This is a genomic window from Phenylobacterium sp. LjRoot219 (assembly GCF_964252995.1).
In the GTDB taxonomy this organism is placed as follows: domain Bacteria; phylum Pseudomonadota; class Alphaproteobacteria; order Caulobacterales; family Caulobacteraceae; genus Phenylobacterium.
In genome coordinates this window covers 2,361,418-2,383,927 of the sequence record NZ_CAXUQI020000001.1, presented here as the reverse complement: position 1 = coordinate 2,383,927, position 22,510 = coordinate 2,361,418, and the positions used below count along the sequence as shown (strand labels likewise).

Here is a 22,510-nt window from a genome sequence, read left to right as displayed (position 1 = left end):
CATGACCGCAACACGAACGCGATGTCGAGGCGGCCGAACGCCTCTCTGCTTGGCGCGGACCTCAGGCCGGCTGCAGCGCCTCGGCGTGCAGCCGGGCGATGTACTCGACCTCGGCCTTGGAGCCGAGCATCACCGAGACCCGCTGGTGCAGCGAGACTGGCTGGCAGTCGAGCGTCGCGCCGAACCCGTCGAAGGCCGCGCCGCCGGCCTGTTCGACCAGCAGGGCCATCGGATTGGCCTCGTACATCAGGCGCAGCTTGCCGGCGCGATTCGGCTCGCGCGCGTCCCACGGATAGAGGAAGACGCCGCCGCGCATCATGATCCGGTGGACGTCAGCGACCATCGCCGCCACCCAACGCATGTTGAAGTTCTTGCCCCGCGGGCCGGTCTCGCCGGCCAGGCACTCGTCGATGTAGCGACGCACCGGGGCGGCCCAGTGGCGCATGTTCGAGGCGTTGATCGAGAATTCCTTGGTCTCGGGTGGGATGGCGATCGCCTCGTTGACCTCGAGCCAGTCGCCGCTCACCGGATCCAGGGTGAAGGCGCGCACGCCGGTGCGCAGCGTCAGCACCAGCGTGGTCTGCGGCCCATAGACCACATAGCCGGCGACCAGCTGGTTGCGGCCGGGCTGCAGGAAGTCGGCCTCGGTCGGATCGCGCTCGGCGGCCGCCGTCGGCGCCGGCAGCACCGAGAAGATGGTGCCGATCGAGACGTTGACGTCGATGTTGCTGGAGCCGTCGAGCGGATCGAACAGCAGCAGGTAGCCGCCCTGCGGGCCGACCTTTCGCACTTCGTAGATCCCGTCCATCTCCTCGGAGCCCATGGCGACCAGCCGCGAGGCCGGGGCGCAGGCTTCGAGCAGCAGCTCGTTGGAGATGACGTCGAGCTTCTTCTGCACTTCGCCCTGGACGTTCTCGCTCTCCAGCGCGCCCAGGATGCCACCGACTGCCCCGCGGCGAACCGCCGCGCTGATTCGTTCGCAACCGTCGGCGACGGCCAGCAGCAGTTCGACGAGGCTCGGATCCGCGCCGGATTGCGCGAAATACTGGCCAAGCGTGACAGGCATCGAAACAGTCTCCTCAAGGTGCGGCGCGCGGATCAGGCGGTGGCCGCGGCCCGACCTGCTTGTGGCCAAGGCTCCGCGCGACGCGACGGCGCGATCTTGAAGCACGCGGGGCCCGCCTTGGCCAGTCAGCCGGCATTACAGCGAATTATCTTTGCCGTTGCGCGTGATCGCGACAGAAGAGGGTCGCCGCTCCGCAACCTGCCCCCAATCGAGGAAGTTCCCGCGTGATCGCCGCCGCGCTCGCCGCCCTGTCGCTCAGCCTGCCGGCGCCCGAACTGCCCGACCTTCCGCCGATCAAGCGCGACGCGCAGATCACCTATGTGGACCGCTCCGGCGCGGTGCTCGGCGTCCGCGGCGGCCGCTATGCGCCGCCGGTCAACCTGGCGCGGCTGCCGCCCTACGTGCCCGCCGCCTTCGTGGCGATCGAGGACCGGCGCTTCTACGAGCACACCGGCTTCGACGCGCGCGGCATTGCCCGGGCCATCGTCACCAACATCGAGCGTGGCCGCGCCGCCCAGGGCGCCTCGACCATCACCCAGCAGCTGGCGCGCAACCTCTACCTCAGCTCCGACCGCACCCTGCAGCGCAAGGGCAGCGAGCTGCTGTACGCGATCCAGCTGGAGCGGACCTATTCCAAGCAGCAGCTCCTCGGCCTCTACCTCAGCCGGATCTACTTCGGCTCCGGCGCCTACGGGATCGAGGCGGCCTCCCAGCGCTACTTCAACAAGCCGGCGGCGAAGTTGACCCTGCGCGAGGCGGCGATGCTGGCGGCGATCCCCAAGTCGCCGGTCGCCTACGACCCGTCCGATCACCCCGAGGCCTCGGCCGCACGCTCGCGGCTGGTGCTGGACGCCATGGTCGAGACCGGGGCGATCACCCCGGCCCAGCGGACCAAGGCGTTGGCCGAGAAGCCCAAGGTCTGGAAGACCGCGCCGAACGACGGGGCGCAGTACTTCCTCGATTGGGTCGACGGCGAGACTCGCCGACTGGTCGGCCAACCGAAACAGGACCTGGTGGTCGAGACCACCCTGGATGCGCCGCTGGAGGCCGCCGCGGCCCAGGCGGCGCGGGCCACGGTGACGCAATACGCCAAGCAGGGCGCCGGTCAGGTCGCGGTGGTCGCGGTGGACGGGCAGGGGCGGGTGCGCGCCCTGGTCGGCGGCGCGAGCCACGAGGCCAGCCCCTACAACCGCGCTGTCGCCGCCCGTCGCCAGGCCGGCTCGGCCTGGAAGCCGTTCGTCTACCTCACAGCCCTGGAAGCCGGGATGACGCCCGAGACGCTGGTGGTCGACGCGCCGCTGACGATCGGGACATGGTCGCCGCGCAACTACGACGAGGGCTATCTCGGTCCGATCACTCTGCAGCAGGCGCTGGCGCGCTCGGTGAACACGGTGGCCGCGGGCCTCGCTGACCAGGTCGGGCGCAACAATGTGGCGGCGACGGCGCGCCGGCTGGGGGTCGCCTCGCCGGTGACCACCGACCCGGCAATGGCGCTGGGCGTCGCCCAGGTGTCGCCGTTGGAGATGGCCCAGGCCTACGCCGTCTTCGCCAACGGCGGCCAGCGGGTCGCGGCCTACGGGCTGGAGCGGATCCGCACGACCGGCGGCGCCGTGGTCTGGCAGCGTCGGGCGCAGGCTCCGGTGCAGGTGATCGGCAACCCGCCGCTCGGCGAGCTCAATCAGATGCTGCGGGCGGTGATGGCGTCGGGCACCGGCGTGCGGGCGGCGATTCCCGGCCGCGACGTGGCCGGCAAGACCGGCACCACCTCGGACTACCGCGACGCCTGGTTCTGCGGCTTCACCGGCAACCTCGCCACCGTGGTCTGGATGGGCCGTGACGACAATTCGCCGATGGGCCGGATCACCGGCGGCTCGGCGCCCGCCGAGCTGTGGCGCGGGGTGATGACCACCGGGTTCAAGCGGCTGCCGACCAGCGCCATCCCGCCGGGCCCGCCGCCGCCGGTCATGGCTCCGCTGGAGCCGGTGCTGACGCCGGCGATCGCCGCGCCGTTCGCGCCGCAGCAGCCGGCGGCCGTTCCGGTCGGCTGACCACGCACCGTGCGTCCCCGCGAGCGCGGGGAGCCGGGCTGTCCGTCATGTTCGGTGGAAACGGCGCGCGCCCGAGCGAAAGCGCTTGGGGTCCCCGCTTGCGCGGGGACGAGCGAGACTCAGCGCTCGCCGGCGCTGAGCACTGCGGGCCGGTGTTCGGCGACGATGTCTTCGTGCTCGGCGGTGCGCACTGCGCGCGCGACGTTCAGCCGGGTGTAGAGCCGGGCGTCAGGCGTCTTGGCCATCGCCTTCTTGGCCTCATTGGCGGCCTGCGACAGATCGCTGGTGACGCCGGCCAGCAACACCTTCACGCCGTTCGCGTCGTCGCGAAGCACGATGTAGTTGCCGGCGATCGGCGGATGGGTTCCACCCTCCGGCCAGATGCGGAATCGGTAGAAGGTTCCGGAAGCGCCACTTAGGTCGACGAATTCTCTCATGGGTACTCCAACGCAGCTGAACGAAAGGGCGAGGGGTCCGCTGCGTGCTTCATGCGTTATGAGCGCCGCACGCCAAAAGAGCTATCCCGAATGAGCGCTTCGTTCGACCGCTTCCTCAATGCGCGTCACCGGCAATCGCGCAAGGCGTCGCTTGGTCGCGCCTTTACCGTATCTCGCCAAAGTTGGCGGCTCAGCGAGGACCCGCGCGAGACCGAACCCGAGGTGGAAATCGTCGCGACTCGGCGCACCGCCTCAGAGGCGGCCGACCTCGCACGCGAAGCCGCCTGGAGTTTCAAGCGCAACGGATTCCACAAACCGAGCGGCGCCTGGTGGGGCGCGGACGGCGAAAGTTTCCACAGATTTATGGTCCGCCCGAGCTCGCGGGCGACCACCGGTGCGGCGCTTTTGGCCGTCGCGCTGGCCGGCGTCGCGGCGGTCGCGATCTCGCAGCGGAAGTCCGGCCGCGGCAAGTGACCCCCTGCGCCCCTTCGCTTGGCGCGGGAGATTTGGGCGAATCTGCAACTCTTAGGTGTCCGTGAGCGGCTGCGCGCGACAGGTAGTGGTGCGCCGCGGGCGCGCGCCGTAAGCCGAACTGTCGCGACCGCTGCAGAGCGCGCCGCGGCGGGTAGAGCTTTGGAGCCGGCGGGCGATGGATCTCGGCGCAGTTCGCATCCTTGTGGTCGACGACAACCGCCAGGCGCGGGAGCTGATCAAGGCGGTGCTCGCCAGCGCCGGCGCGCGGGAGATTCGCCACGCGGTGAGCGCGCATGACGCCTTCGAGCTGATGCGCAGCGAGCCGATCGACCTGGTGTTTCTCGATCAGAATCTCGGCGAGGGCGGGGAGGGCATCGCGCTCGCCCGCCGCATCCGCCACGATCCGGCGAGCCCGAATCCGTTCGTGGCGCTGCTGATGCTGACCGGGCACGCCGACGCCCAGCTGGTGCGCGCGGCGCGCGACGCCGGGGTCAACGAGTTCCTCGCCAAACCCTTCACCGTCGCCGGCCTGCTCAAGCGGGTGGAGGCGCTGATTTTCCAGCCGCGCCCGTTCGTCCGCGCGGCCGACTACGTCGGTCCCGACCGCCGCCGGCGCGACGACAGCGCCTACAACGGGACCGAGCGCCGCGCCCGTCGGGATTGAGCCGGAAAATTTCTAGCCGTTGACCCGCAGCTTCTCGCGCTCGCTGCCGAGCCAGTCGAACTCCTCGCAGCCGGCGGCGTAGGCCGTCTTCAGCGCGGCGACGGCGTCGCGAACGTTTTCCTCGCTGTGGTTGGCCATCACCTGCAGGCGCAGGCGCGCCTGGTTCTTCGGCACCGCCGGGAACTCCACCAGGTTGGCGATCAGCCCGGCGTCGGGCAGCCGGCGGGCGATCAGCCGGGCCAGGCCCTCGAGCCCGACCTTGACGCAGACCACGCCCGACGGTTCGCCATAGACCTCGAAGCCGGCGTCGGTCAGCTGCCGGCGCAGGCTTTCGACGGCGCCCATCAATTGTTCGCGCAGGGCGTCGCCTTCCGGACTGGCGACGATCTCGAAGGCCCTCATCACGGTCGCGGCCTGGATCGGCGACAGGGCGCTGGAGTGGGCGCAGGTCGGGGCGAAGAAGCGCAGATACTCCTTCACCTCGCGGCTGCGGCAGGCGACGAAGCCGCCGTTCGCGCCGAAGGTTTTGGAGAAGCTGCCCATCACCAGGTCGACCTTGCCGACCATGCCCTGGGCGCCGAGCGCGCCGTGGCCGCCGGGGCCGAGCGCGCCGAGGTCGTGAGCGACGTCGACCAGCAGGGTGGCGTTGAACTCGTCGCACAGCGCCTGCATCGCCCGCAGGTCGGGCGTGTCGGAGTCCATCGAGAACAGGCTCTCGGTGGCGACGAGAATCCCGTTCTGCGGGTCCTTGGAACGGATCTTCTGCAGCCAGCCGCGGCAGTCTTCGAGGCTGTTGTGACGGAACAGGTAGACGTTGTTGGTCGCCGCCGCCGCGCCTTCCTTCAGCGAGGCGTGGGTCAGGACGTCGAGCAGCACATGGTCGGTCGGCCGCACCAGGCCCTTCACCGCGCCGTAGGCGGCGGCCCAGCCAGTGGGGAAGAGGATCGCCTCGGCGGCGCCGAGGAAGTCGGCGATCGTCCGCTCCAGCTGCACCGAATGGGCCGTGGCCCCCAGCATGGCGGCGGAGCCTGCGCTGTGCAGGCCGAACTGATCAATCACCTCATGGGCGACCTGCTTGAGCGCCGGATGCGAGCCGAGGTTCAGGTAGTCCTCGCTGGCGAAGTTCACGCCGCGGAAGCGCCCGCCGGCGTCGTCGCGCGCGGCGATGACGGTCGCCGGGCTCTCGTCGGTCGAGCGCGAGAACGGCCATAGCCCGTGCTGGCGACGGAGGTTCTGCCACTTGTAGAACCCCTCGATCCGACCCTGCAGGTCGGCGCCGCGCGGATAGCGGTAGTCCCGCGCGCTGCCGGCCAGCGCCGCTGGCGGCGTGTAGTTGAACGTGCCCTTGAGCATCTGTAGGCCCCCACCTTGTTGGGCTTGTTTCCGCGACTGTCGCAGATAGGCCTTAGTGCGAGGTGTACATCCGGAACGTGTAGGGTTAGCGCCGATTTACCGTATGCGTTGCATAGGGAAACGGGCGTCGCCTACTTCGCGAGGTGCAGCTGGGAGATCTGGTTGGCGACGCTCTGGAACGCCGCGGTCATGTCGGCGCCCTTGACGTCGAAATAGTGGTCGTCGCCGGAGGCGCACTCCTTGAGCAGCTTCTTGGCGCTGTCCGAGACCCCCACGCCCACCGTGTAGATCTCGATGCCCACGTTGGCCTTCTTCATGTTGGCGCAGAGCAGCTTCATGCGGCTGTCGAGGGTCGCGGTGCGCTCATCGTCATCGCTGCTGATGTTCTTGAGCGCCGTCGCGCCGTCGCTCTTGAGGATGCGTCCCTGCCAGACGAAGCCGGCCGCCGAATAGGTTGAGTTGTTCTTGGTGTCGTTGTCCCAGCTGCTGCGCTCGTTGGTCAGCATGGTGTTGTCGCCGTCGGTCATCAGCACGACGACCTTGCGGTGCTTGGGCTTGAGGTAGGGTACGCCGTCCGAAAAGGGCGCGTTGGGCGACAGCGTCAGCCACCCCCACAGCAGGCCATTGGGGATGTTGGTTTCGCCCTGCGTCTTCATGTTGCCGATCGACGTGGTCAGCGAGCTGAACTCGGTCGTCAGGCGCTGAATCTCCTGCAACCCGCAGCCGGCGTTGGGGCCGGCTTCGCTGTTGATGGTCACCTTCGGCGTCTTGGTCGTGTACTTTGCAATGTCGCCCTGGGCCTTCCACCAATCGCTCAGGCGCTTGCCCTTCGAATCTCGGGGGTCGTCGAGGTAGTCGTTGCCGGTGCCGTCCCATTCGTCCGGCGCGAACATCGGCGTGAACAGGGTGGCGGGCGTGCTGGCGCTCGGGGGCTCGGCCTCGACGTCGTAGGGCGCCTTGCGCATCTCGACGCAGCCGCGCCACCGATCGATCTTGTCGAAATAGGTCCAGCGGTTGCCCTTCTGGGTCACGCCCTGGGCGGTGGTGAAGATCTCGTCGTTGAGCGGCGAGGCGCCGTTCTGGTCCATCCAGGCCGCGTTGCGATAGGTCGAGCCGACGCGCACGGTGTTCGAGAACGGCACCAGGGAGATCTGGATCGACTTCGGGGTCGTGCTCTGGTCCGCCGCCTTCTTCATCACCTCGACGAACTTGGTGGCCGCGGTCCGCAGGTTGGCGATCTTGTTGTTGCTGTCCATCGACTTGGTGTTGTCGAGCACGAGCGCGATCTCGAGGATGCTGTTGGCGCGCTTCACTTCCGTGTCGACGTTAACCTGACCGTCGCCGCCGAGGCCGCCGAGCAGCGGCTGGAAGGTCGCCTGGGCGGACGCCAGGATTCGGCCGTCCTCCCCGAACTTGAAGGACGAGCCCCCGATGGCGAGGTCGCTGCCCGCGGTCAGGTTCTGCTGCAGGATGCGCTTGCCGATGCGGTCGAGCTCGGCGGCGTCCTGGGTGCTGCTGCGGCCGGCCGCCAGGGCGGCGGCGTCGAGCGCGTCCTGCAACTCTACACGCGCGGCGACGGCGCGGGTCAGGTCGACCGCGCCGAGCGACGCCACAGCCAGCGGAACCATGGCGAGCGCGGTCATCATGGCGACGTTGCCGCGGTCGTCGGCGCGAATTCCCCGGCGGCGCGCCGCGGAGAGCAGTTCTTTCATCGTCCTGCCATAGGTAATCGGGAGCATGCCGCGATCATTGGCAGGCAGGGTTAAGCGCCGTTGAGATGTGTTGGTTAACATGCCTATTTTAGGTTGTAACGATTTCTTCGATCTACTTGATTAAATCGTGTCCGCATGGAGTGGATGCAGGCGAAATCGCCGATCTGGCGAACGTTCAAGCGCAGCGAAGACGGGGTGGCGGCGTTGGAGTTCGCGCTCGTCTCGCCGATGGTCATCGCGCTGATGATCGGCACGATCCAGATCGGCATGCTGGAGCTGATGTCGACCAACCTCGACGCGGCGGTGATGTCGACGACGCGGAAGATCCGCACCGGCGCGGCCGACCGACCGGTGGGCGCCGACGCGTTCGAGGACGCGATCTGCGAGGTCATGATCGATGAGCGCGACAAGTGCCGCGACCGGCTCGCGATCAGCGTGCAGAAGGTCACCGACTTCGCCGCCGCCGAAGCCGTTGCGAATGCGACGCCGACGGGCCAGTACGATATCGGCGGACCGGGCGCGATCATTCTGGTGCGCGCGACCTATCGCTGGCCGCTGATCCTGCCGATGTACGCTGGCGGCTTCCGCCTCTCGGAACCGAGCGAAGCGTTGATCGACGCGCGCGCGGTCTTCCGCAACGAGCCCTACGCATGATCCGCCGGCTGCAGAGCTTCGGGCGCTGCGAGCGCGGCGCGGCGGCGTTGGAGTTCGGCCTGATCGCGCCGATCCTGATCCTCTTCCATTTCGGCTCGGTCGAGTTCGTGCAGGCGTGGGAGGCTCACCGGCGGGTCACGCACGTCGCCGCCGCCCTGGCCGATCTCACCGCCCAGAAGCGCGCCGTCACCCAGGCTGAAGTGGACGACATCCTGAAGGCGGGCGGGTTGATGATCGCGCCGTTCCCGGCCGATCGGCTGAGCGTGCGGATTTCAAGCTTCTCCACCGACAGTTCCGGCAAGGTGACGCAGGACTGGACCCGATCGCGCAACTGGACGGCGGCGGGCCAGGCGACCGTTCCAAAGGGCTACCTTGCGGCCAGCGAGAGCGTGATCGTCGCCAATGTCGCCTACGAGCACAAAGCGATGTTCGGGCTGGCGATGTCGCCTTCGGTGAAGATGGGGAAGGACGCCTATCTGCGGCCGCGGCTCTCGAACCAAGTCCTCGGCCCCTGACCGCACGGCGCGGTGGAAGGCTCTGCCGGGCAAAACCTGCCGCGGACCGGCGCTTCCTGCCGAGTTGCGGCGGCTACGATCTCGGTGGCGCAGGGGCTGGGTTTGGAAAACACCAATAGATTCAATCTACGACTCGTTTCTTTCGGGGGTGGCGCCGACTGGCCCGGCAATTGCGCCGTGCTTGGCGGGCAAAATGCCCCCGGCCGTCAAAATGACAGCCGAATACCTTGAAAGAAGGAGTGCGGTTCATGCCTATGAACAGCGTGAATACCAATGTCGGCGCCATGGTTGCGCTGCAAAATCTCAACAGCACCAACACTGCTCTGGCGACCACCCAGGACCGGATCAACACCGGCCTGAAAGTCGGTTCGGCCAAGGACAATGGCGCCATCTGGGCCATCGCCCAGAACCAGCGCGCCACCTCGCAATCCCTGGATTCGGTGAAGGAGTCGCTGCAACGCGGCTCGTCGACCGTCGACGTGGCGATCGCCGCCGGCGAGAGCATCTCCGACCTGCTGCTGCAGATGAAGGCCAAGGCGCTTTCGGCCTCGGACACGACGCTCGACACCAACAGCCGGATCGCGCTGAACGACGACTTCAAGTCGCTTCGCGACCAGATCCAGAAGGCCGTCGACAACGCCGAGTTCAACGGCGCCAACATGATCAAGGCGACCGCCTCGCAGCCGACGACGGTGATGGCGCTGGCCAACGCCGACGGCAATCAGTTCATCACCGTGCAGGCGCAGGACCTGTCGCTGGGCTCGGCGGCGCTGACCGACGCCGTGGGCGGCGGCACGATCGACGACACCTCGTCGATCGCCACTCAGACGATGGCGCAGAACATGATCGCCACCGTCAACGCGGCGATCATCCAGGTCTCCAGCGCGCTGTCGAAGCTCGGCACCGGCTCGAAGTCGCTGAACGCCCACCTGAACTTCGTCGGCAAGCTGCAGGACACCCTGGACGCCGGCGTCGGCAACCTGGTGGACGCGGACCTGGCGAAGGAAAGCGCAAGGCTGCAGGCGCTGCAGACCAAGCAGCAGCTTGGCGTCCAGGCGCTATCGATCGCCAACCAGTCGTCGGGGACGCTGATGTCCCTGTTCCGCGGCTAAGACTGAGCGGCGGGCCCTGCGGCCCGCCCCTTCCGCAGCGCCGGCGGTGGCAGCCCCATCGCCGGCGTTCGCTTTTTCCGCTTCGCCGGCGAAGCGTGCTAGTCAGCGGCTCCGTCGAAACCCGCCGAGAGCCCGATGCTGCAGAACCCTTTCACCCGGACGCCCGCCAAGATCGCGGTGCTCGGCCTGGGCTATGTGGGGCTGCCGCTGGCGGTGGCCTTCGCCGCCGAGCACGAGGTGGTGGGCTTCGACCTCAATCCTGAGCGCGCCGCCGAACTGCGGGCCGGGCACGACCGCACGCTGGAGGTCTCGGCCGAGGAGCTGGCCGCGGCGACCCGGCTGAGCGTCACCGCCGACGCGGCCGATCTCGCCGGCTGCAACGTCTTCATCGTCACCGTCCCGACGCCGATCGACGCCTACAAGCGCCCCGATCTGTCGGCGCTGCTGGCCGCCAGCCGCACGGTCGGCCGGGCGATCCAGCCGGGCGGCGTGGTGATCTATGAGAGCACCGTCTATCCCGGCGCGACCGAAGACGACTGCGTGCCGGTCGTCGAGCAGGTCTCGGGCCTGACCTTCAACCGCGACTTCTTCGCGGGCTACAGCCCCGAGCGGGCCAATCCGGGCGACCCGCAGCACCGGCTGGCGAACATCATCAAGGTGACGGCGGGCTCGACGCCGGAGGCCACGGATTTCGTCGACGCGCTCTACGCCGCGATCGTCACCGCCGGCACCCACCGGGCGAGCTCGATCAAGGTCGCCGAGGCGGCGAAGGTGATCGAGAACACCCAGCGCGACCTGAACATCGCCCTGATCAACGAGTTCGCGCTGATCTTCCACCGGCTGGGGATCGACACCCAGGAGGTGCTGCAGGCCGCCGGCACCAAGTGGAACTTCCTGAACTTCCGCCCGGGCCTGGTCGGCGGCCACTGCATCGGTGTCGACCCCTACTACCTGACCCACAAGGCCGAGGCGCTGGGCTACCACCCGGAGGTGATCCTGGCCGGGCGGCGGATCAACGACGGCATGGGCGGCTATATCGCCCGCGAGCTGATCAAGGAGCTGATCCGCCGCGGCTCGAGCGTCAACGGCGCCCGCGTGCTGGTGATGGGGCTGGCCTTCAAGGAAAACACCCCCGACCTGCGCAACACCCGGGTGATCGACATCGTCCGGGAGCTGACCGACTACCAGGCCCAGGTCGAGGTCTGGGATCCCTGGATCGCGCCGGCCGATGCGCGCCACGAGTACGGCCTGGAGCTGATCGACGCGCCGGCGGATGGGGCAGGGGCCTACGACGCCATCGTGCTGGCGGTGGCCCACCGCGAGTTCGCCGAACTGGGGGCCGAACGCATCCGCGCGCTGGGCAAGCCGGGCGCGGTGCTGTTCGACGTCAAGGGGCTGCTGCCCACCGCGGTCGCCGACCTGCGGCTATAGGTCCGGGGGCGGGGGCCGCCGCGCCGTCAGCGGCGGCCGTAGTAGTCCAGGTACCAGTCGACGAAGCGGCCGACGCCGACCTCGACCGGGGTCTTCGGCGCATAGTCGAGCGCCTGGCGGGTCTCCTCGACGTCGGCCTCGGTGCGCGCCACGTCGCCCGGCTGCATCGGCATCAGGTTGAGCTCGGCCTTCTGGCCCAGCTTCTCCTCCAGCACCTCGATGTAGCGCATCAGCTCGATCCGGCGCGCGGCGCCCAGGTTCAGCACCCGCCAGGGCGCCACGCCGCTGGTCGCCGGGTCCGGGGCCTCGGGGTTCCAGGCAGGATTGACCATCGCCGGCCGGTCGATCGCCGCGACCAGGCCGTCGACGATGTCGTCGACATAGGTGAAGTCGCGCTGCATCCGGCCCTCGCCGTAGACGTCGATCGGCCGGCCTTCGAGGATCGCCTGGGTGAACTTGAACAGCGCCATATCCGGGCGGCCCCACGGCCCGTAGACGGTGAAGAAGCGGAAGCCCGTCGAGGGCACGCCGAACAGGTGCGAATAGGAGTGGGCCATCGACTCGTTCGCCAGCTTGGTCGCGGCGTAGAGGGTGATGGGATGGGTGGCGGCGTCGTGGACGTTGAACGGCAGCTTGCCGTTGGCCCCGTAGACCGAGCTGGTGGAGGCGTAGACGAGGTGCTTCGGCTGCACCGCGCGGCACCCCTCCAGCACGTTGAGGAACCCCACGACGTTGGAGTCCACATAGGCCTCGGGCTTCTCCAGGCTGTAGCGGACGCCGGCCTGGGCCGCGAGGTTGACGACCGCAGTCGGCCGGCTCTCGGCGAACAGGGCCGCCATGGCGTCGCGGTCGGCGAGGTCGATCTTGGCGTGCCGGTAGCCCGGGTAGCCCTCAAGGATAGCCAGCCGCGCGGCCTTCAGCGCCGGGTCGTAATAGGGGTTCAGCGAATCGACGCCGACCACCTCGTCGCCGCGCTCCAGCAGGCGGCGGCTGAGGTGGAAACCGATGAATCCTGCCGATCCGGTGAGCAAGATGCTCATATTCGCCTCGTGGATAGTGACACAGCCGGGCCGTATGGGGTACGCGGTCGGCACGCTGGGTCGAGCGTACGTGAACGAGCCCGCTGATCCAAACCGCACGTGAAGCGTTCTCGCTCACTGGGGTTCGGCTCGCGGTCTGCAGGGTATTTGCTCTGCATGGTGTTGGTGTTCTGTTTTGACCGTTGCGAGGGGCCGGCGGGCGCCGCGCTGTCCATCGGGGCTACGGAGTATTTGGATGTCGCAACCTAACGTCCCGGGCCTGGAGCCCGCGCCGACGAAAAATCAGAAACTGCTCAAGTGGGTGCGGGAGGTCGCGCAACTGACGCAGCCTGACCGCGTCGTCTGGTGCGACGGCTCTGAGGACGAATGGAATCGCCTGAGCGAGGAATTGGTTCAATCGGGCACCCTGAAGCGGCTTAACCCCGCCAAGCGCCCGAACTCCTTCTACGCCGCGTCCGACCCGCGCGACGTGGCGCGCGTCGAAAGCCGCACCTTCATCTGCTCGGAGAACCAGGCCGACGCCGGCCCGACGAACAACTGGCGCGAACCTGCGGAGATGCGGGCGACGCTGAACGGCCTGTTCGCCGGCGCCATGAAGGGCCGCACCATGTACGTGGTGCCCTTCTGCATGGGCCCGCTGGGCTCGAAGATTAGCGCCATCGGCGTAGAAATCACCGATTCGGCCTACGTGGCCGTGTCGATGCGGATCATGACCCGCATGGGCAAAGCCGCCCTCGACCAGCTCGGCGAGGAGGGCTTTTTTGTGCCGGCCGTGCACACCGTCGGCGCCCCGCTCGCCGCCGGCCAGCAGGACGTCGCGTGGCCCTGCAACGACGAGAAGTACATCGTCCACTTCCCGGAGACCCGGGAGATCTGGTCCTACGGTTCGGGCTACGGCGGCAACGCGCTGCTCGGCAAGAAGTGCTTCGCACTGCGCATCGCCTCGGTGATGGCCCGCGACGAGGGCTGGTTCGCCGAGCACATGCTGATCCTGAAGCTGACCTCGCCGGAAGGCCGCGCGCACTACCTCGCCGCCGCCTTCCCGAGCGCCTGCGGCAAGACCAACATGGCGATGCTGCAGCCGACGCTGCCCGGCTGGAAGGCCGAGACCATCGGCGACGACATCTGCTGGATGCGGTTCGGCCAGGACGGCCGGCTGTACGCCGTCAACCCGGAGGCGGGCTTCTTCGGCGTCGCGCCGGGCACCGGCATCGACACCAACAAGAACGCCATCGACTCGCTCTACGGCAACAGCATCTTCACCAACGTGGCGCTGACCGACGACGGCGACGTCTGGTGGGAAGGCCTGACGGCCGAGGCCCCGGCGCACCTGATCGACTGGCGCGGCCGCGACTGGACGCCGGACAGCGACGAGCCCGCCGCGCACCCGAACGCCCGCTTCACCGTCCCGGCCGCGCAGTGCCCGGTGGCGGCCGCGGAGTGGGAAGATCCCGCCGGCGTGCCGATCTCCGCCATCCTGTTCGGCGGCCGCCGCGCCAGCGCCGTGCCGCTGGTGCGCGAGGCCAACGACTGGGCCCAGGGCGTGTTCATGGCCTCGAACGTGGCATCCGAGGGCACCGCCGCGGCGGAGAACGCCATCGGCGAACTGCGTCGCGATCCCTTCGCCATGCTGCCGTTCTGCGGCTACAACATGGGCGACTACTTCGGCCACTGGCTGGCGATGGGCGAGAAGGCTGACGCGGCCAAGCTGCCGCGCATCTATTTCGTCAACTGGTTCCGCAAGGACGAGCGCGGCAAGTTCGTCTGGCCGGGCTACGGCGAGAACAGCCGCGTGCTGAAGTGGATCGTCGATCGCCTGGAAGGCCGCGCCGAGGGCGTCGACACCCCGATCGGCCGCCTGCCGAAGGCCGCCGAGCTGGACGTCTCCGGCCTGAACCTGACCGCCGAGCAGATCAATCTGCTGCTCAGCGTGGACCCGGAAATCTGGCGCCAGGAAGCCGCGCTGATCCCGCCGTTCTACGAGAAGTTCGGCGACCGCACGCCCAAGGCGCTGTGGGCGGAGTATGAGGCCCTGGTGAAGCGGCTCTCCGCCGCCAGCCCGGCGATGGCCGCGGCCGAGTAGGCCGAAGCCTCCGACCTGAACAGAAAGGCCGCGGGAGATGCTCCCGCGGCCTTTTTACTGCGCGATCGCCCGCGGGCTGCGGGGTTCGCCTGATCGACAGGCCGCGCCTCCGGGCGCATCCCTGGCGGCGCGCCCCTAGCCGGAGCTCGCGCCATGCCGAAGTTCCTTGTCGTCGCGTCCTACACCGCCGAAGGCTTGCGGGGGCTGCAGAAGGACACCGCCTCGGGGCGGCTGGCCGCGGTCGTCCAGGCCGTCGAGTCCGTCGGCGGGACGCTGGAGTCCATGCACTACGCCCTCGGCGCCGACGACGTGATCATGCTCATGGACCTGCCGGACGCGAAGGCGGCCGCAGCGCTTGGCGTCGCCGCCTCAGGTTCGGGGATGGTGCGGTCGCGCGCCACGGCCCTGCTGACGATCGCTGAGATGGATCAGGCGTTGGCGGGCCCGCCGGACTTCCGCGCGCCGGGCCGTTAGGCTCCACCGGCGCGGGCGACCGCGGCTAGCGGGTGGCGACGACCCGCAGACTGGGGACTGCGCCGGGCTTCTCGCCGCGGATCTGGGAGACCAGTTCGAACAGGGCGCGGCGCACCTCGTCGACCTCGCCGGCGTCGGCGAGCTGGCGCAGGTTGGCCATATGGCCGGGGGTCACCTGCAGGGCGGAGGCGGAGATCACCTCCATCACCTTCGGCGCGCAGGGCGCGGAGCGCTCGGTCTCGTCGAGCAGCGATTCGGTCAGCTTCTCGCCGGGGCGCAGGCCGGTGACCTCGATCTCGATGTTGCGGCCGGGCGTGCGGCCGGAGAGCGCGATCATCTGCCGGGCGAGGTCGAGGATCCGCACCGGTTCGCCCATCTCCAGCAGGAACAGCCGCGCGTCGCGGCCGTCGCCCTGGGTGTTGGTGGCGGTGGCGTGCAGCACCAGCTGCGTCGCCTCCGGAATGGTCATGAAGAACCGTTCCATCTCCGGATGGGTGACGGTGACCGGCCCGCCGCGCTCGATCTGCGACTTGAAGATCGGCACCACCGAGCCGGCCGAGCCGAGGACGTTGCCGAACCGCACCGCGGCGAAGCGGGTCTCGCCGCCGAGGCTCTGCTGGCCGCGGATCACCGATTCAGCGAGCCGCTTGGTGGCGCCCATGACGTTGGTCGGGTCCACCGCCTTGTCGGTCGAGATCAGCACCATCTGCCGCGCGCCGCAGGCGCGGGCGGCTTCGGCGACGTTCCAGGTGCCGATGACGTTGGTCAGCACGCCCTCGCAGGGATGCTGTTCGACCATCGACACGTGCTTCAGCGCCGCGGCGTGGAACACCAGGTCCGGCTGCTCCTCGCGGAACAGGCTCTCCAGCCGCGCGGCGTTGCGCACGTCGCAGAGCAGCGCCCGGTAGGAGCCTCGCGGGAAGGTCTCCGACAGCTCGCGCTCGATCTCGAAGAGCGCGGTCTCCGAATAGTCGAGCAGGGTGATGTGGCTGCACTCGAAGGCGGCGACCTGGCGGCAGAGCTCTGCGCCGATCGAGCCACCGGCGCCGGTCACCAGCACGCGCCGGCCGCGCAGCAGGGCGGCGATCGCCACGCGGTCGAGTTGGATCGGGTCGCGGGCCAGCAGCTCCTCGATGTTGATCTCGCGCATCGGCAGCAGGGTGACGCTGTCGTGCTGGGACAGCTCGACGATCGAGGGCAGCCGCAACAGGCGGATGCCGTCGTTCTTCAGCCGGCCGAGCACGTCGGCGGTGAGCCCCTTCAGCCGGCTCGGCTCGTCGAGCAGCAGGATCGCCCGCGGATAGCGGTTCCAGCGCCGCAGATCGGCGAGGGCGGCCTCGAGGTTCTCCAGCACGTCGATGATGCAGACGCCGCGGACCTGGTGGCCGACGTCCCGGCGGTCGGCGCCGACGATGCCGACAGGCGTGTAGTTCCGGTCATGGCTGCGGGCGGCGTCGCGCAAATAGCTGTCGGCGAGCGCCGGCGGGCCGATCAGCAACAGCGCCGGCGCCGGGTTCGCCCGGTCGGTGAGGGCGTTCAGCGGCGCGAAGGCCCCCAGGGCGTGTTCGTGGAACGCGCGGCGCAGGATGCGCACCCCCATCGAGCCGGACATCTGCAGCAGGGGCGCGAGGAACAGGGTCGAGCGCGGCACGCTGCGCGCGCGGTCGAGGAAGAACACCCAGATCAGGAACAGCACTACCGTCAGTACGGCGATGCGCGCCAGCACGACGGCGTCGGGGATTGAGGTGTAGCGCCAGGGCGAGAGCTCGCGCCGGAACAGCAGGGTGAAGCTGGCCGCGAGCGCGGCGTAGAGCCCCACCAACTGCAGCAGGGTCAGCGAGGGCAGGGCGACCGCAAGGGTCGGCAGCCGCGGCGGCGCGATCGAATAGGCCGCAGTGAAGGCGAAGGCGGCGATGACGGTGTCGAGCAGGACGGTCTGTGCTTGCAAAGCCATCCGCTGCATGGACCGTACTCCGCTCACACTTGAACTCCGTAACCAGCCCTCGGAGCGCGTCGGCCGCCGAGTAAAACGCAAGTTGGCGTTCCGAGCTGCAATGAGCCTGGGCCGGATCGGTAAAACCTTAGGAAGGTGCGGAGAGGGAAGCAATTAGCAAAGGCCGCCGCGTTTCCGCGACGGCCCTGCCTGTGTCCTGAAGGACGCGCTTTTGGCCTTAGAAGACGGCCTTGAAGCCCGCAACCACGCGGTCGCCGGCCAGCGAGCCGAGCGGATCTTCGCCGTCGGTGCCCCAGTAGCGGATGTCGACGCCGAGGGTGTCGTTGATCGCGTAGCCGGCGCCCAGGTTCCAGACGGTGTAGTCGGTGTAGTCCTCGTCATAGATCTGACGGCCGAGGCCGGCGCTGAGCGAGAACTTCGTGTCCGGGATCGTCACCGCGCCGTTCACTTCGAAATACCAGCCGTCGGTGTTGCTGAAGCCGGTCGCGTCCGGGGTGTAGTAGATCGCGCCGCCCAGGCTGCCCGGGCCGACCGGCACCGAGCCGGCGGCCTTGAATTCCCAGTAGTCCCAGTCGCTGCCGTCATCGATGTAGCCGTAGTACAGCACGCCGAGGTCGAAGGTCACCGGGCCGAGGGTCGGCTTCACGCCAGCGTAGACGTCGACTTCCGCATCGGTGCCGTCGCCGAAATCGACGTTCGACGCCCAGACGCCAGCGTAGCCGATGCCGCCGAAGCTGATGTCGGCGCCGCCGAAGATCTGCGGGTTTTCGTCGGTTTGGCTGAAGCCGCGGAACACGTAATCGGTCGCGGCGCCGACGTTGAAGGTGGCGCCGAGCGGACGGTCGGCGGCTTGAGCGGCGCTGGTCAGCGCGAGCGCGCCGACAGCGGCCAGCAACGAGAGTTTCAGCAGCTTCATTCTTATCCCCTTTTTTCCCGGCCCATTTGGCGCGGGGCGCCCCGCTGGCCGTGGCGGCATCCTCATCGCGACGGCGTGCGGATCAACGCAGCGACGGCGCGGCTGCACATCCGCCGGGCAGACGCTTAATTTTGCGTCAATCAAGCTGGGCGATTGCGCAGCTTTGCAGCAATTTTGGCGGGATCGTGGCTTGGCGCCGCTCCGGGCGGCCGGGCCGGCCGATTCGCGGGCGCCGCGGCGCGCCGTTGTTCCGCCCCCGAGGAGGAGGTAAAGCGGCGGCCATGGACGAGACCCATCTCACTCAACTCGGGCGGGAGGTGCGCGGCTTCGCCAGCCCCGAGGAGGCCGTGCTCGAGCGCGTGCCGAATCCGCACCCCGATACGCTCTACCTGGCGCGCTTCACCGTGCCGGAGTTCACCTCGCTCTGTCCGGTCACCGGGCAGCCGGACTTCGCCCACCTGGTCATCGACTACGCGCCGGCCGGCTGGCTGGTCGAATCCAAGTCGCTGAAGCTCTACCTCGCATCGTTCCGCAACCACGGCGCCTTTCACGAGGACTGCACGGTGGCGATCGGCCGGCGGCTGGTCGACGAGTTGGAGCCGCGCTGGCTGCGGATCGGCGGCTACTGGTACCCGCGCGGCGGCATTCCGATCGACGTGTTCTGGCAGGCCGGGACGCCGCCCGAAGGGCTTTGGCTGCCGGATCAGGGCGTTCCGCCGTATCGCGGCCGCGGCTAAGACGCATCCGCAAGGTCAATTGGTTAATGTCCAAGCAATGATGGCTTGGCCGATCATCCGCCTACTGCTGGTTGTTCTCCGCTCTACAGATTACGGTCGGCTGCGACAAATTCACGTGTAGCGCGAAAATGCGCCCATCCTCGCGTAAGCGCTCGGGGCGGGCTTTGCAGAACCGTAAATAAGTTCTATATCTGCGGGGCCCAACTCTCCTCGGGCGTGTCACTTCAGGCCGAGCGACGCCGATGCGTCGTTCGGCCGTCGTGTTTTCGGGGCAGATTTTCTCCGGGGCAGATTTTCCGGCAGGCCGTTGCGGCGCGCCGCCTCAGCCGCCCCACCGGCTGGTGAGCTGGGCCGGATCCGGGCGCTCCCGCTCCAGCGGCGGCTCGCGCGGCGTCCCCAGCAGGATGAACCCCGCCACCTTCTCGTTCGATTGCAGGCCCAGCACGGCGCAGGCCTCCGAATCGTAGGCGTACCAGTCGGTGATCCAGTTCGCCCCGTAGCCCATCGCCAGGGCGGCGTAGGTGAGGGTGGTGCACGCGGCGCCGGCCGACAGCAGCTGCTCCCATTCCGGGATGGCGGCGGCCCGGGGCGCAGCGATCACGGCGATCGCCAGCGGCGGGGTCTTCAACTTGACGAGCTTGGCGGCGGCGGCCGCGTCGCCGCGCGCCTGGGCCAGCTGTCCCAGCCGGCCGGCGAACTCGGCCTTGCCGGCCCCCTCCAGCACGACGAACCGCCAGGGCGCGAGCTTGCCGTGGTCCGGGACCCGGGTCGCCAGCTGGATCAGCTCGGCGATCTCCGCCGGCGTGGGCGCGGGCTCGGCCAGGGTGACCGCCGAGGTGGAGCGCCGGCGGCGCAGGAAGGCCAGCACCTCGGGGGCGGCCTCGACCGGCAGCGGGGTTCCGAATTCGGGCGACGGGGGCGGGGTGTCGGACACGCGAAGTGGCCTCTCTTTTTCACAAGACCGGGCGGTGAGGGCCCTTTATGGGTTCGACCGCCCTCTCGGCAAGGCAAGTTGAAGATGTCGCAAAAACCCGACTGGCTTCGGCCGCACGGTTCGCCATGGACGCGCGGCGCCGAGCAGATGGTCTACGACAATCCGTGGATCCGGGTGAGCCACCATGAGGCGGTCGCGCCGACCGGCCGACCGGCCCAGTACGGTCTGGTCAGCTTCAAGAACCTGGCGATCGCCGTCCTGCCGCTGCACGACGACGGTACGGTGACCCTCGTCGGCCAGAACCGCTTCGCGCTGGCGGGGTACAGCTGGGAGCTACCCGAGGGCGGCTCGCCGATCGGCGAGGATCCCCTCGAAGGCGCCAAGCGCGAACTGGCCGAGGAGACTGGGCTGCAGGCGCGGGAGTGGCGCAAGGTGCTGCAGGTGCAATTGTCCAACTCGGTGACCGACGAGCGGGCGGTCGGCTACCTGGCGCTGGGCCTCTCGGACGCCGTCGGCCGAGCCCAGGGCGACGACACCGAAGAACTCGCCCTGGTGCGCGCGCCGTACCGCGAAGTGCTGGACGCGGCGCTGGCCGGCCATATGGAAGACATGCTGACGGTGGCGATGCTGCTGCGGGCCTACCATATGGCCCGCGAAGGCGCCCTGCCTGACGCGTTGACCCGCGCCATGCTAAGTTAAAGCGCCGCTACGGCTGGAGAAGGTTACGTGAGCCAACGCCTGGAAGTGATCGATTCCGCCGTCGCGCCGCCGGTCTGGGCTGCGCTGCGCAACGAAGCGACAGCCGCCGCGCGCGACGAATCCGCCCTGGCCAGCCTGCTGGCGACGGTGATCCTCAACCACAAGACCATGGCCGACGCGCTGTCCTATCAACTGGCGCGCAAACTGGGCGACCAGGAGCTGCGCGCCATGACGCTGCGCGAGATCGCGCAGGACGCCTACGCCAGCGAACCGGCGCTGGTGGAGACCGCCGAGGCCGACCTGCGGGCGGTGTTCGAGCGTGACCCGGCCTGCAAGGGCTACCTGCAGCCGTTCCTGTTCTTCAAAGGCTTCCTGGCGCTGCAGACCCAGCGGGTTTCGCACTGGCTCTGGCATGAAGGCCGCGACACGCTCGCCTTCCACCTGCAGAGCCGCACCAGCGAGTTGTTCCAGGTCGACATCCACCCGGCGACTCGGATCGGCCGCGGGGTGTTCGTCGACCACGGCACCGGCATCGTCATCGGCGAGACCGCGGTGATCGGCGACGGCGTCTCGATGCTGCAGGGCGTGACGCTCGGCGGCACCGGCGCCGACCGCGGCGACCGCCACCCGAAGATCGGCAAGGGCGTGTTGCTGGGCGCCGGCGCCAAGGTGCTCGGAAACATCACCATCGGCGACTTCGCCAAGATCGCTTCCGGCTCGGTCGTGTTGAAGCCGGTGCCGCCCGGCTGCACCGCCGCCGGGGTGCCCGCGCGCCTGGTCAACTGCCCGACATGCGAGGAACCGGCCCGGAGCATGGACCACACTCTGGCCGAGGCTGTGTACGACTACGTGATCTGAGGTTTGCGCCAGCCGCCTGAACGGCTAGGTTCCGGCCGAGTGACTGCTTCAGGAGCGCCCCGCGTGGACGAAAAGACTATCCGCAAGCTTGAGTCCTACCTGCGCGGGACCTTCGCCAACGCGCGCATCACGCTCGCCCCGCGGCCGAAGCAGAAGGATTCCGCCGAGGTCTACATCGGCGAAGAGTTCATCGGCGTCGTCTTCCAGGACGAGGACGAGGACGGCTCCTTCATGTTCGAGATGGCGATTCTCGCCGAGGACCTGCCCTAGGCGCGCCGGCCGGCCCGGTTTCGCGCCGGGCCGATCCGATTTTTCCGCGGCGCGATGTCGGAACGCGACGGGATCGTTCGTCCTTCGGTCAAGTCAAGACGAAGGAGACTAGCGATGTATGTCGACGGGTTCGTGCTCGCCGTGCCGAAAGCCAAGCTCGACGCCTACAAGGCGGTGGCGAAGACCGCCGGCGATGTCTGGATGGAACATGGCGCCAGGGCCTATGTGGAATGCGTCGGCGACGACGTGCCCTACGGCGAGTTGACGTCGTTCCCGCGCGCCGTCCAGGCCAAGGACGACGAGGTCGTCGTGTTCTCCTGGATCGTCTACGGCTCCCGTGAGGAGCGCGACGCCATCAACGCCAAGGTGATGGCCGACGAGCGCATGAAGCCGCAGATGAACGACATGCCGTTCGACGGCAAGCGGATGATCTACGGCGGCTTCGCGCCGCTGCTGCAACTGGGCGCCTAAAGCGGCAGTTGGCCCTCCGTCGCGTCGGTTCCGCGGCGGATCTGTTCAACCTTCAGGCTGCCGGCGGGCAGGGGCTCGAGGCTCGGTTGAGCCTCGGCCGGGCCGAGCCATGCCGCCCAGCGATCCTTCGGCAGGATGACGATCTGGCGGTCGTGGTAGGGCGCGATGTCCGGACCTGGCGCGGAGGTCAGCATGGTGAAGCGGTCGTCGCGCACCAGGCCGGCGATGCAGAACAGCTCGCCGCCGTCCGCCGGCGTGAACAGCCACTTCGACTTCGGCGCCTTGGCCCCGGTGAACTCATAGAAGCCGTCGGCCGGGATCAGGCAACGGCCCGCCGTGAAGCGCCGGCCCTCGGAGCGGAAGTTGATCACCGGCGGCCGACCCGGCTGCACGAACCCCCAGCGGAGCTGCTTCAGTTCCGCGCCCTCCGGCGCGCCCAGGATGATCGGCGCCGGGTCGGTCGGGCGGATCGAGTCGCGCGGCTCCAGGTTCGGGGCGCCGCCCGCCCAGTGCAGCGGCAAGTTCAGCGCGCTGAACTCGCGGGCGATGCGGTCGAGGGTCTGCTTGAAGCGATATTCGTTGCACATGCCGGCCGCGGCCTCCGGCCC

General features: G+C 68.7%; 23 protein-coding genes. 14 read left to right on the top strand and 9 right to left on the bottom strand.

Going from position 1 to position 22,510, the window contains the following annotated elements; all coding sequences use genetic code 11:
• Window positions 1–61: 61 nt before the first annotated feature.
• Window positions 62–1,066 carry a class 1 fructose-bisphosphatase gene (locus ACSQ14_RS11735; protein ID WP_436012882.1) on the bottom strand — a complete coding sequence of 335 codons (1,005 nt, stop codon included), beginning with the start codon at window positions 1,064–1,066 and terminating at the stop codon, window positions 62–64.
• 224 nt (window positions 1,067–1,290) lie between these two features.
• On the opposite strand from ACSQ14_RS11735, the gene ACSQ14_RS11730 reads away from it, so the two are divergent.
• The gene (locus ACSQ14_RS11730; RefSeq protein WP_436012880.1) at window positions 1,291–3,114 is read left to right on the top strand and encodes a transglycosylase domain-containing protein; all 1,824 of its coding nucleotides are present in this window, start codon (window positions 1,291–1,293) and stop codon (window positions 3,112–3,114) included.
• Between the two features lie 119 nt (window positions 3,115–3,233).
• Here the strand turns inward: ACSQ14_RS11730 and ACSQ14_RS11725 are convergent, their stop codons facing one another.
• Window positions 3,234–3,551 carry a hypothetical protein gene (locus tag ACSQ14_RS11725; protein ID WP_436012878.1) on the bottom strand — a complete coding sequence of 106 codons (318 nt, stop codon included), beginning with the start codon at window positions 3,549–3,551 and terminating at the stop codon, window positions 3,234–3,236.
• Window positions 3,552–3,641: 90 nt separating this feature from the next.
• On the opposite strand from ACSQ14_RS11725, the gene ACSQ14_RS11720 reads away from it, so the two are divergent.
• Together ACSQ14_RS11720 and ACSQ14_RS11715 are read left to right on the top strand one after the other, a co-directional pair.
• The gene (locus tag ACSQ14_RS11720) at window positions 3,642–4,025 is read left to right on the top strand and encodes a hypothetical protein (RefSeq protein ID WP_436012876.1); all 384 of its coding nucleotides are present in this window, start codon (window positions 3,642–3,644) and stop codon (window positions 4,023–4,025) included.
• Between the two features lie 175 nt (window positions 4,026–4,200).
• Window positions 4,201–4,689, top strand: a complete 489-nt coding sequence (locus ACSQ14_RS11715) for a response regulator (RefSeq protein WP_436012874.1) — start codon at window positions 4,201–4,203, stop codon at window positions 4,687–4,689.
• 12 nt (window positions 4,690–4,701) lie between these two features.
• Here ACSQ14_RS11715 and ACSQ14_RS11710 read toward each other — a convergent pair whose 3' ends face one another.
• Together ACSQ14_RS11710 and ACSQ14_RS11705 are read right to left on the bottom strand one after the other, a co-directional pair.
• Window positions 4,702–6,042 carry an aminotransferase class I/II-fold pyridoxal phosphate-dependent enzyme gene (locus ACSQ14_RS11710; protein WP_436012872.1) on the bottom strand — a complete coding sequence of 447 codons (1,341 nt, stop codon included), beginning with the start codon at window positions 6,040–6,042 and terminating at the stop codon, window positions 4,702–4,704.
• A gap of 131 nt (window positions 6,043–6,173) precedes the next feature.
• Window positions 6,174–7,781: a pilus assembly protein gene (locus tag ACSQ14_RS11705; RefSeq protein WP_436012870.1), complete on the bottom strand. Its 1,608-nt coding sequence runs from the start codon at window positions 7,779–7,781 to the stop codon at window positions 6,174–6,176.
• 117 nt (window positions 7,782–7,898) lie between these two features.
• Between ACSQ14_RS11705 and ACSQ14_RS11700 the strand changes: the two genes are divergently transcribed.
• From ACSQ14_RS11700 to ACSQ14_RS11685, 4 genes are all read left to right on the top strand, one after another.
• Entirely contained in the window at window positions 7,899–8,408 is a 510-nt protein-coding gene (locus ACSQ14_RS11700; protein WP_436012868.1) for a TadE/TadG family type IV pilus assembly protein, read from the top strand.
• On the top strand, window positions 8,405–8,923 hold the full coding sequence (locus ACSQ14_RS11695) for a TadE/TadG family type IV pilus assembly protein (RefSeq protein WP_436012866.1): 519 nt from the start codon (window positions 8,405–8,407) through the stop codon (window positions 8,921–8,923). The genes ACSQ14_RS11700 and ACSQ14_RS11695 overlap by 4 nt, the downstream gene beginning before the upstream one ends.
• Window positions 8,924–9,171: 248 nt before the next feature.
• Complete coding sequence (locus ACSQ14_RS11690) at window positions 9,172–10,035, top strand: flagellin (RefSeq protein ID WP_436012864.1); 864 nt, start codon at window positions 9,172–9,174, stop codon at window positions 10,033–10,035.
• Between the two features lie 135 nt (window positions 10,036–10,170).
• Window positions 10,171–11,466 (top strand): nucleotide sugar dehydrogenase, encoded by a 1,296-nt coding sequence (locus ACSQ14_RS11685; RefSeq protein WP_436012862.1) that lies wholly within the window; start codon window positions 10,171–10,173, stop codon window positions 11,464–11,466.
• A gap of 26 nt (window positions 11,467–11,492) precedes the next feature.
• Here the strand turns inward: ACSQ14_RS11685 and ACSQ14_RS11680 are convergent, their stop codons facing one another.
• Entirely contained in the window at window positions 11,493–12,506 is a 1,014-nt protein-coding gene (locus ACSQ14_RS11680) for an NAD-dependent epimerase (RefSeq protein ID WP_436012860.1), read from the bottom strand.
• 235 nt (window positions 12,507–12,741) lie between these two features.
• Between ACSQ14_RS11680 and ACSQ14_RS11675 the strand changes: the two genes are divergently transcribed.
• On the top strand, window positions 12,742–14,589 hold the full coding sequence (locus ACSQ14_RS11675) for a phosphoenolpyruvate carboxykinase (GTP) (protein ID WP_436012858.1): 1,848 nt from the start codon (window positions 12,742–12,744) through the stop codon (window positions 14,587–14,589).
• A gap of 153 nt (window positions 14,590–14,742) precedes the next feature.
• Window positions 14,743–15,063 carry a GYD domain-containing protein gene (locus ACSQ14_RS11670; protein WP_436012856.1) on the top strand — a complete coding sequence of 107 codons (321 nt, stop codon included), beginning with the start codon at window positions 14,743–14,745 and terminating at the stop codon, window positions 15,061–15,063.
• Window positions 15,064–15,088: 25 nt separating this feature from the next.
• Here the strand turns inward: ACSQ14_RS11670 and ACSQ14_RS11665 are convergent, their stop codons facing one another.
• Complete coding sequence (locus ACSQ14_RS11665; protein WP_436012854.1) at window positions 15,089–17,026, bottom strand: polysaccharide biosynthesis protein; 1,938 nt, start codon at window positions 17,024–17,026, stop codon at window positions 15,089–15,091.
• A 208-nt stretch (window positions 17,027–17,234) separates the two neighbouring features.
• Complete coding sequence (locus ACSQ14_RS11660; protein WP_436012852.1) at window positions 17,235–17,933, bottom strand: TorF family putative porin; 699 nt, start codon at window positions 17,931–17,933, stop codon at window positions 17,235–17,237.
• A gap of 281 nt (window positions 17,934–18,214) precedes the next feature.
• Between ACSQ14_RS11660 and queF the strand changes: the two genes are divergently transcribed.
• A complete protein-coding gene (queF, locus tag ACSQ14_RS11655; RefSeq protein ID WP_436012850.1) occupies window positions 18,215–18,670 on the top strand; it encodes a preQ(1) synthase in 456 nt (151 codons plus the stop codon).
• Between the two features lie 322 nt (window positions 18,671–18,992).
• Here queF and ACSQ14_RS11650 read toward each other — a convergent pair whose 3' ends face one another.
• On the bottom strand, window positions 18,993–19,604 hold the full coding sequence (locus tag ACSQ14_RS11650; protein WP_436012848.1) for a nitroreductase family protein: 612 nt from the start codon (window positions 19,602–19,604) through the stop codon (window positions 18,993–18,995).
• Between the two features lie 84 nt (window positions 19,605–19,688).
• Here ACSQ14_RS11650 and ACSQ14_RS11645 point away from each other — a divergent pair, with 84 nt between their 5' ends.
• The 4 genes from ACSQ14_RS11645 (at window position 19,689) to ACSQ14_RS11630 (ending at window position 21,902) form a co-directional block, all read left to right on the top strand.
• Window positions 19,689–20,303 carry an NUDIX domain-containing protein gene (locus ACSQ14_RS11645; RefSeq protein WP_436012846.1) on the top strand — a complete coding sequence of 205 codons (615 nt, stop codon included), beginning with the start codon at window positions 19,689–19,691 and terminating at the stop codon, window positions 20,301–20,303.
• A 27-nt stretch (window positions 20,304–20,330) separates the two neighbouring features.
• Complete coding sequence (gene cysE, locus ACSQ14_RS11640; RefSeq protein ID WP_436012844.1) at window positions 20,331–21,161, top strand: serine O-acetyltransferase; 831 nt, start codon at window positions 20,331–20,333, stop codon at window positions 21,159–21,161.
• 63 nt (window positions 21,162–21,224) lie between these two features.
• Window positions 21,225–21,431: a DUF3126 family protein gene (locus ACSQ14_RS11635; RefSeq protein ID WP_436012842.1), complete on the top strand. Its 207-nt coding sequence runs from the start codon at window positions 21,225–21,227 to the stop codon at window positions 21,429–21,431.
• Window positions 21,432–21,545: 114 nt separating this feature from the next.
• Complete coding sequence (locus tag ACSQ14_RS11630) at window positions 21,546–21,902, top strand: DUF1428 domain-containing protein (protein ID WP_436012840.1); 357 nt, start codon at window positions 21,546–21,548, stop codon at window positions 21,900–21,902.
• Here the strand turns inward: ACSQ14_RS11630 and ACSQ14_RS11625 are convergent.
• Window positions 21,899–22,489: an SOS response-associated peptidase gene (locus tag ACSQ14_RS11625; RefSeq protein WP_436012838.1), complete on the bottom strand. Its 591-nt coding sequence runs from the start codon at window positions 22,487–22,489 to the stop codon at window positions 21,899–21,901. The two genes, ACSQ14_RS11630 and ACSQ14_RS11625, sit on opposite strands and share 4 nt — an antisense overlap.
• Between the last annotated feature and the right edge of the window lie 21 nt (window positions 22,490–22,510).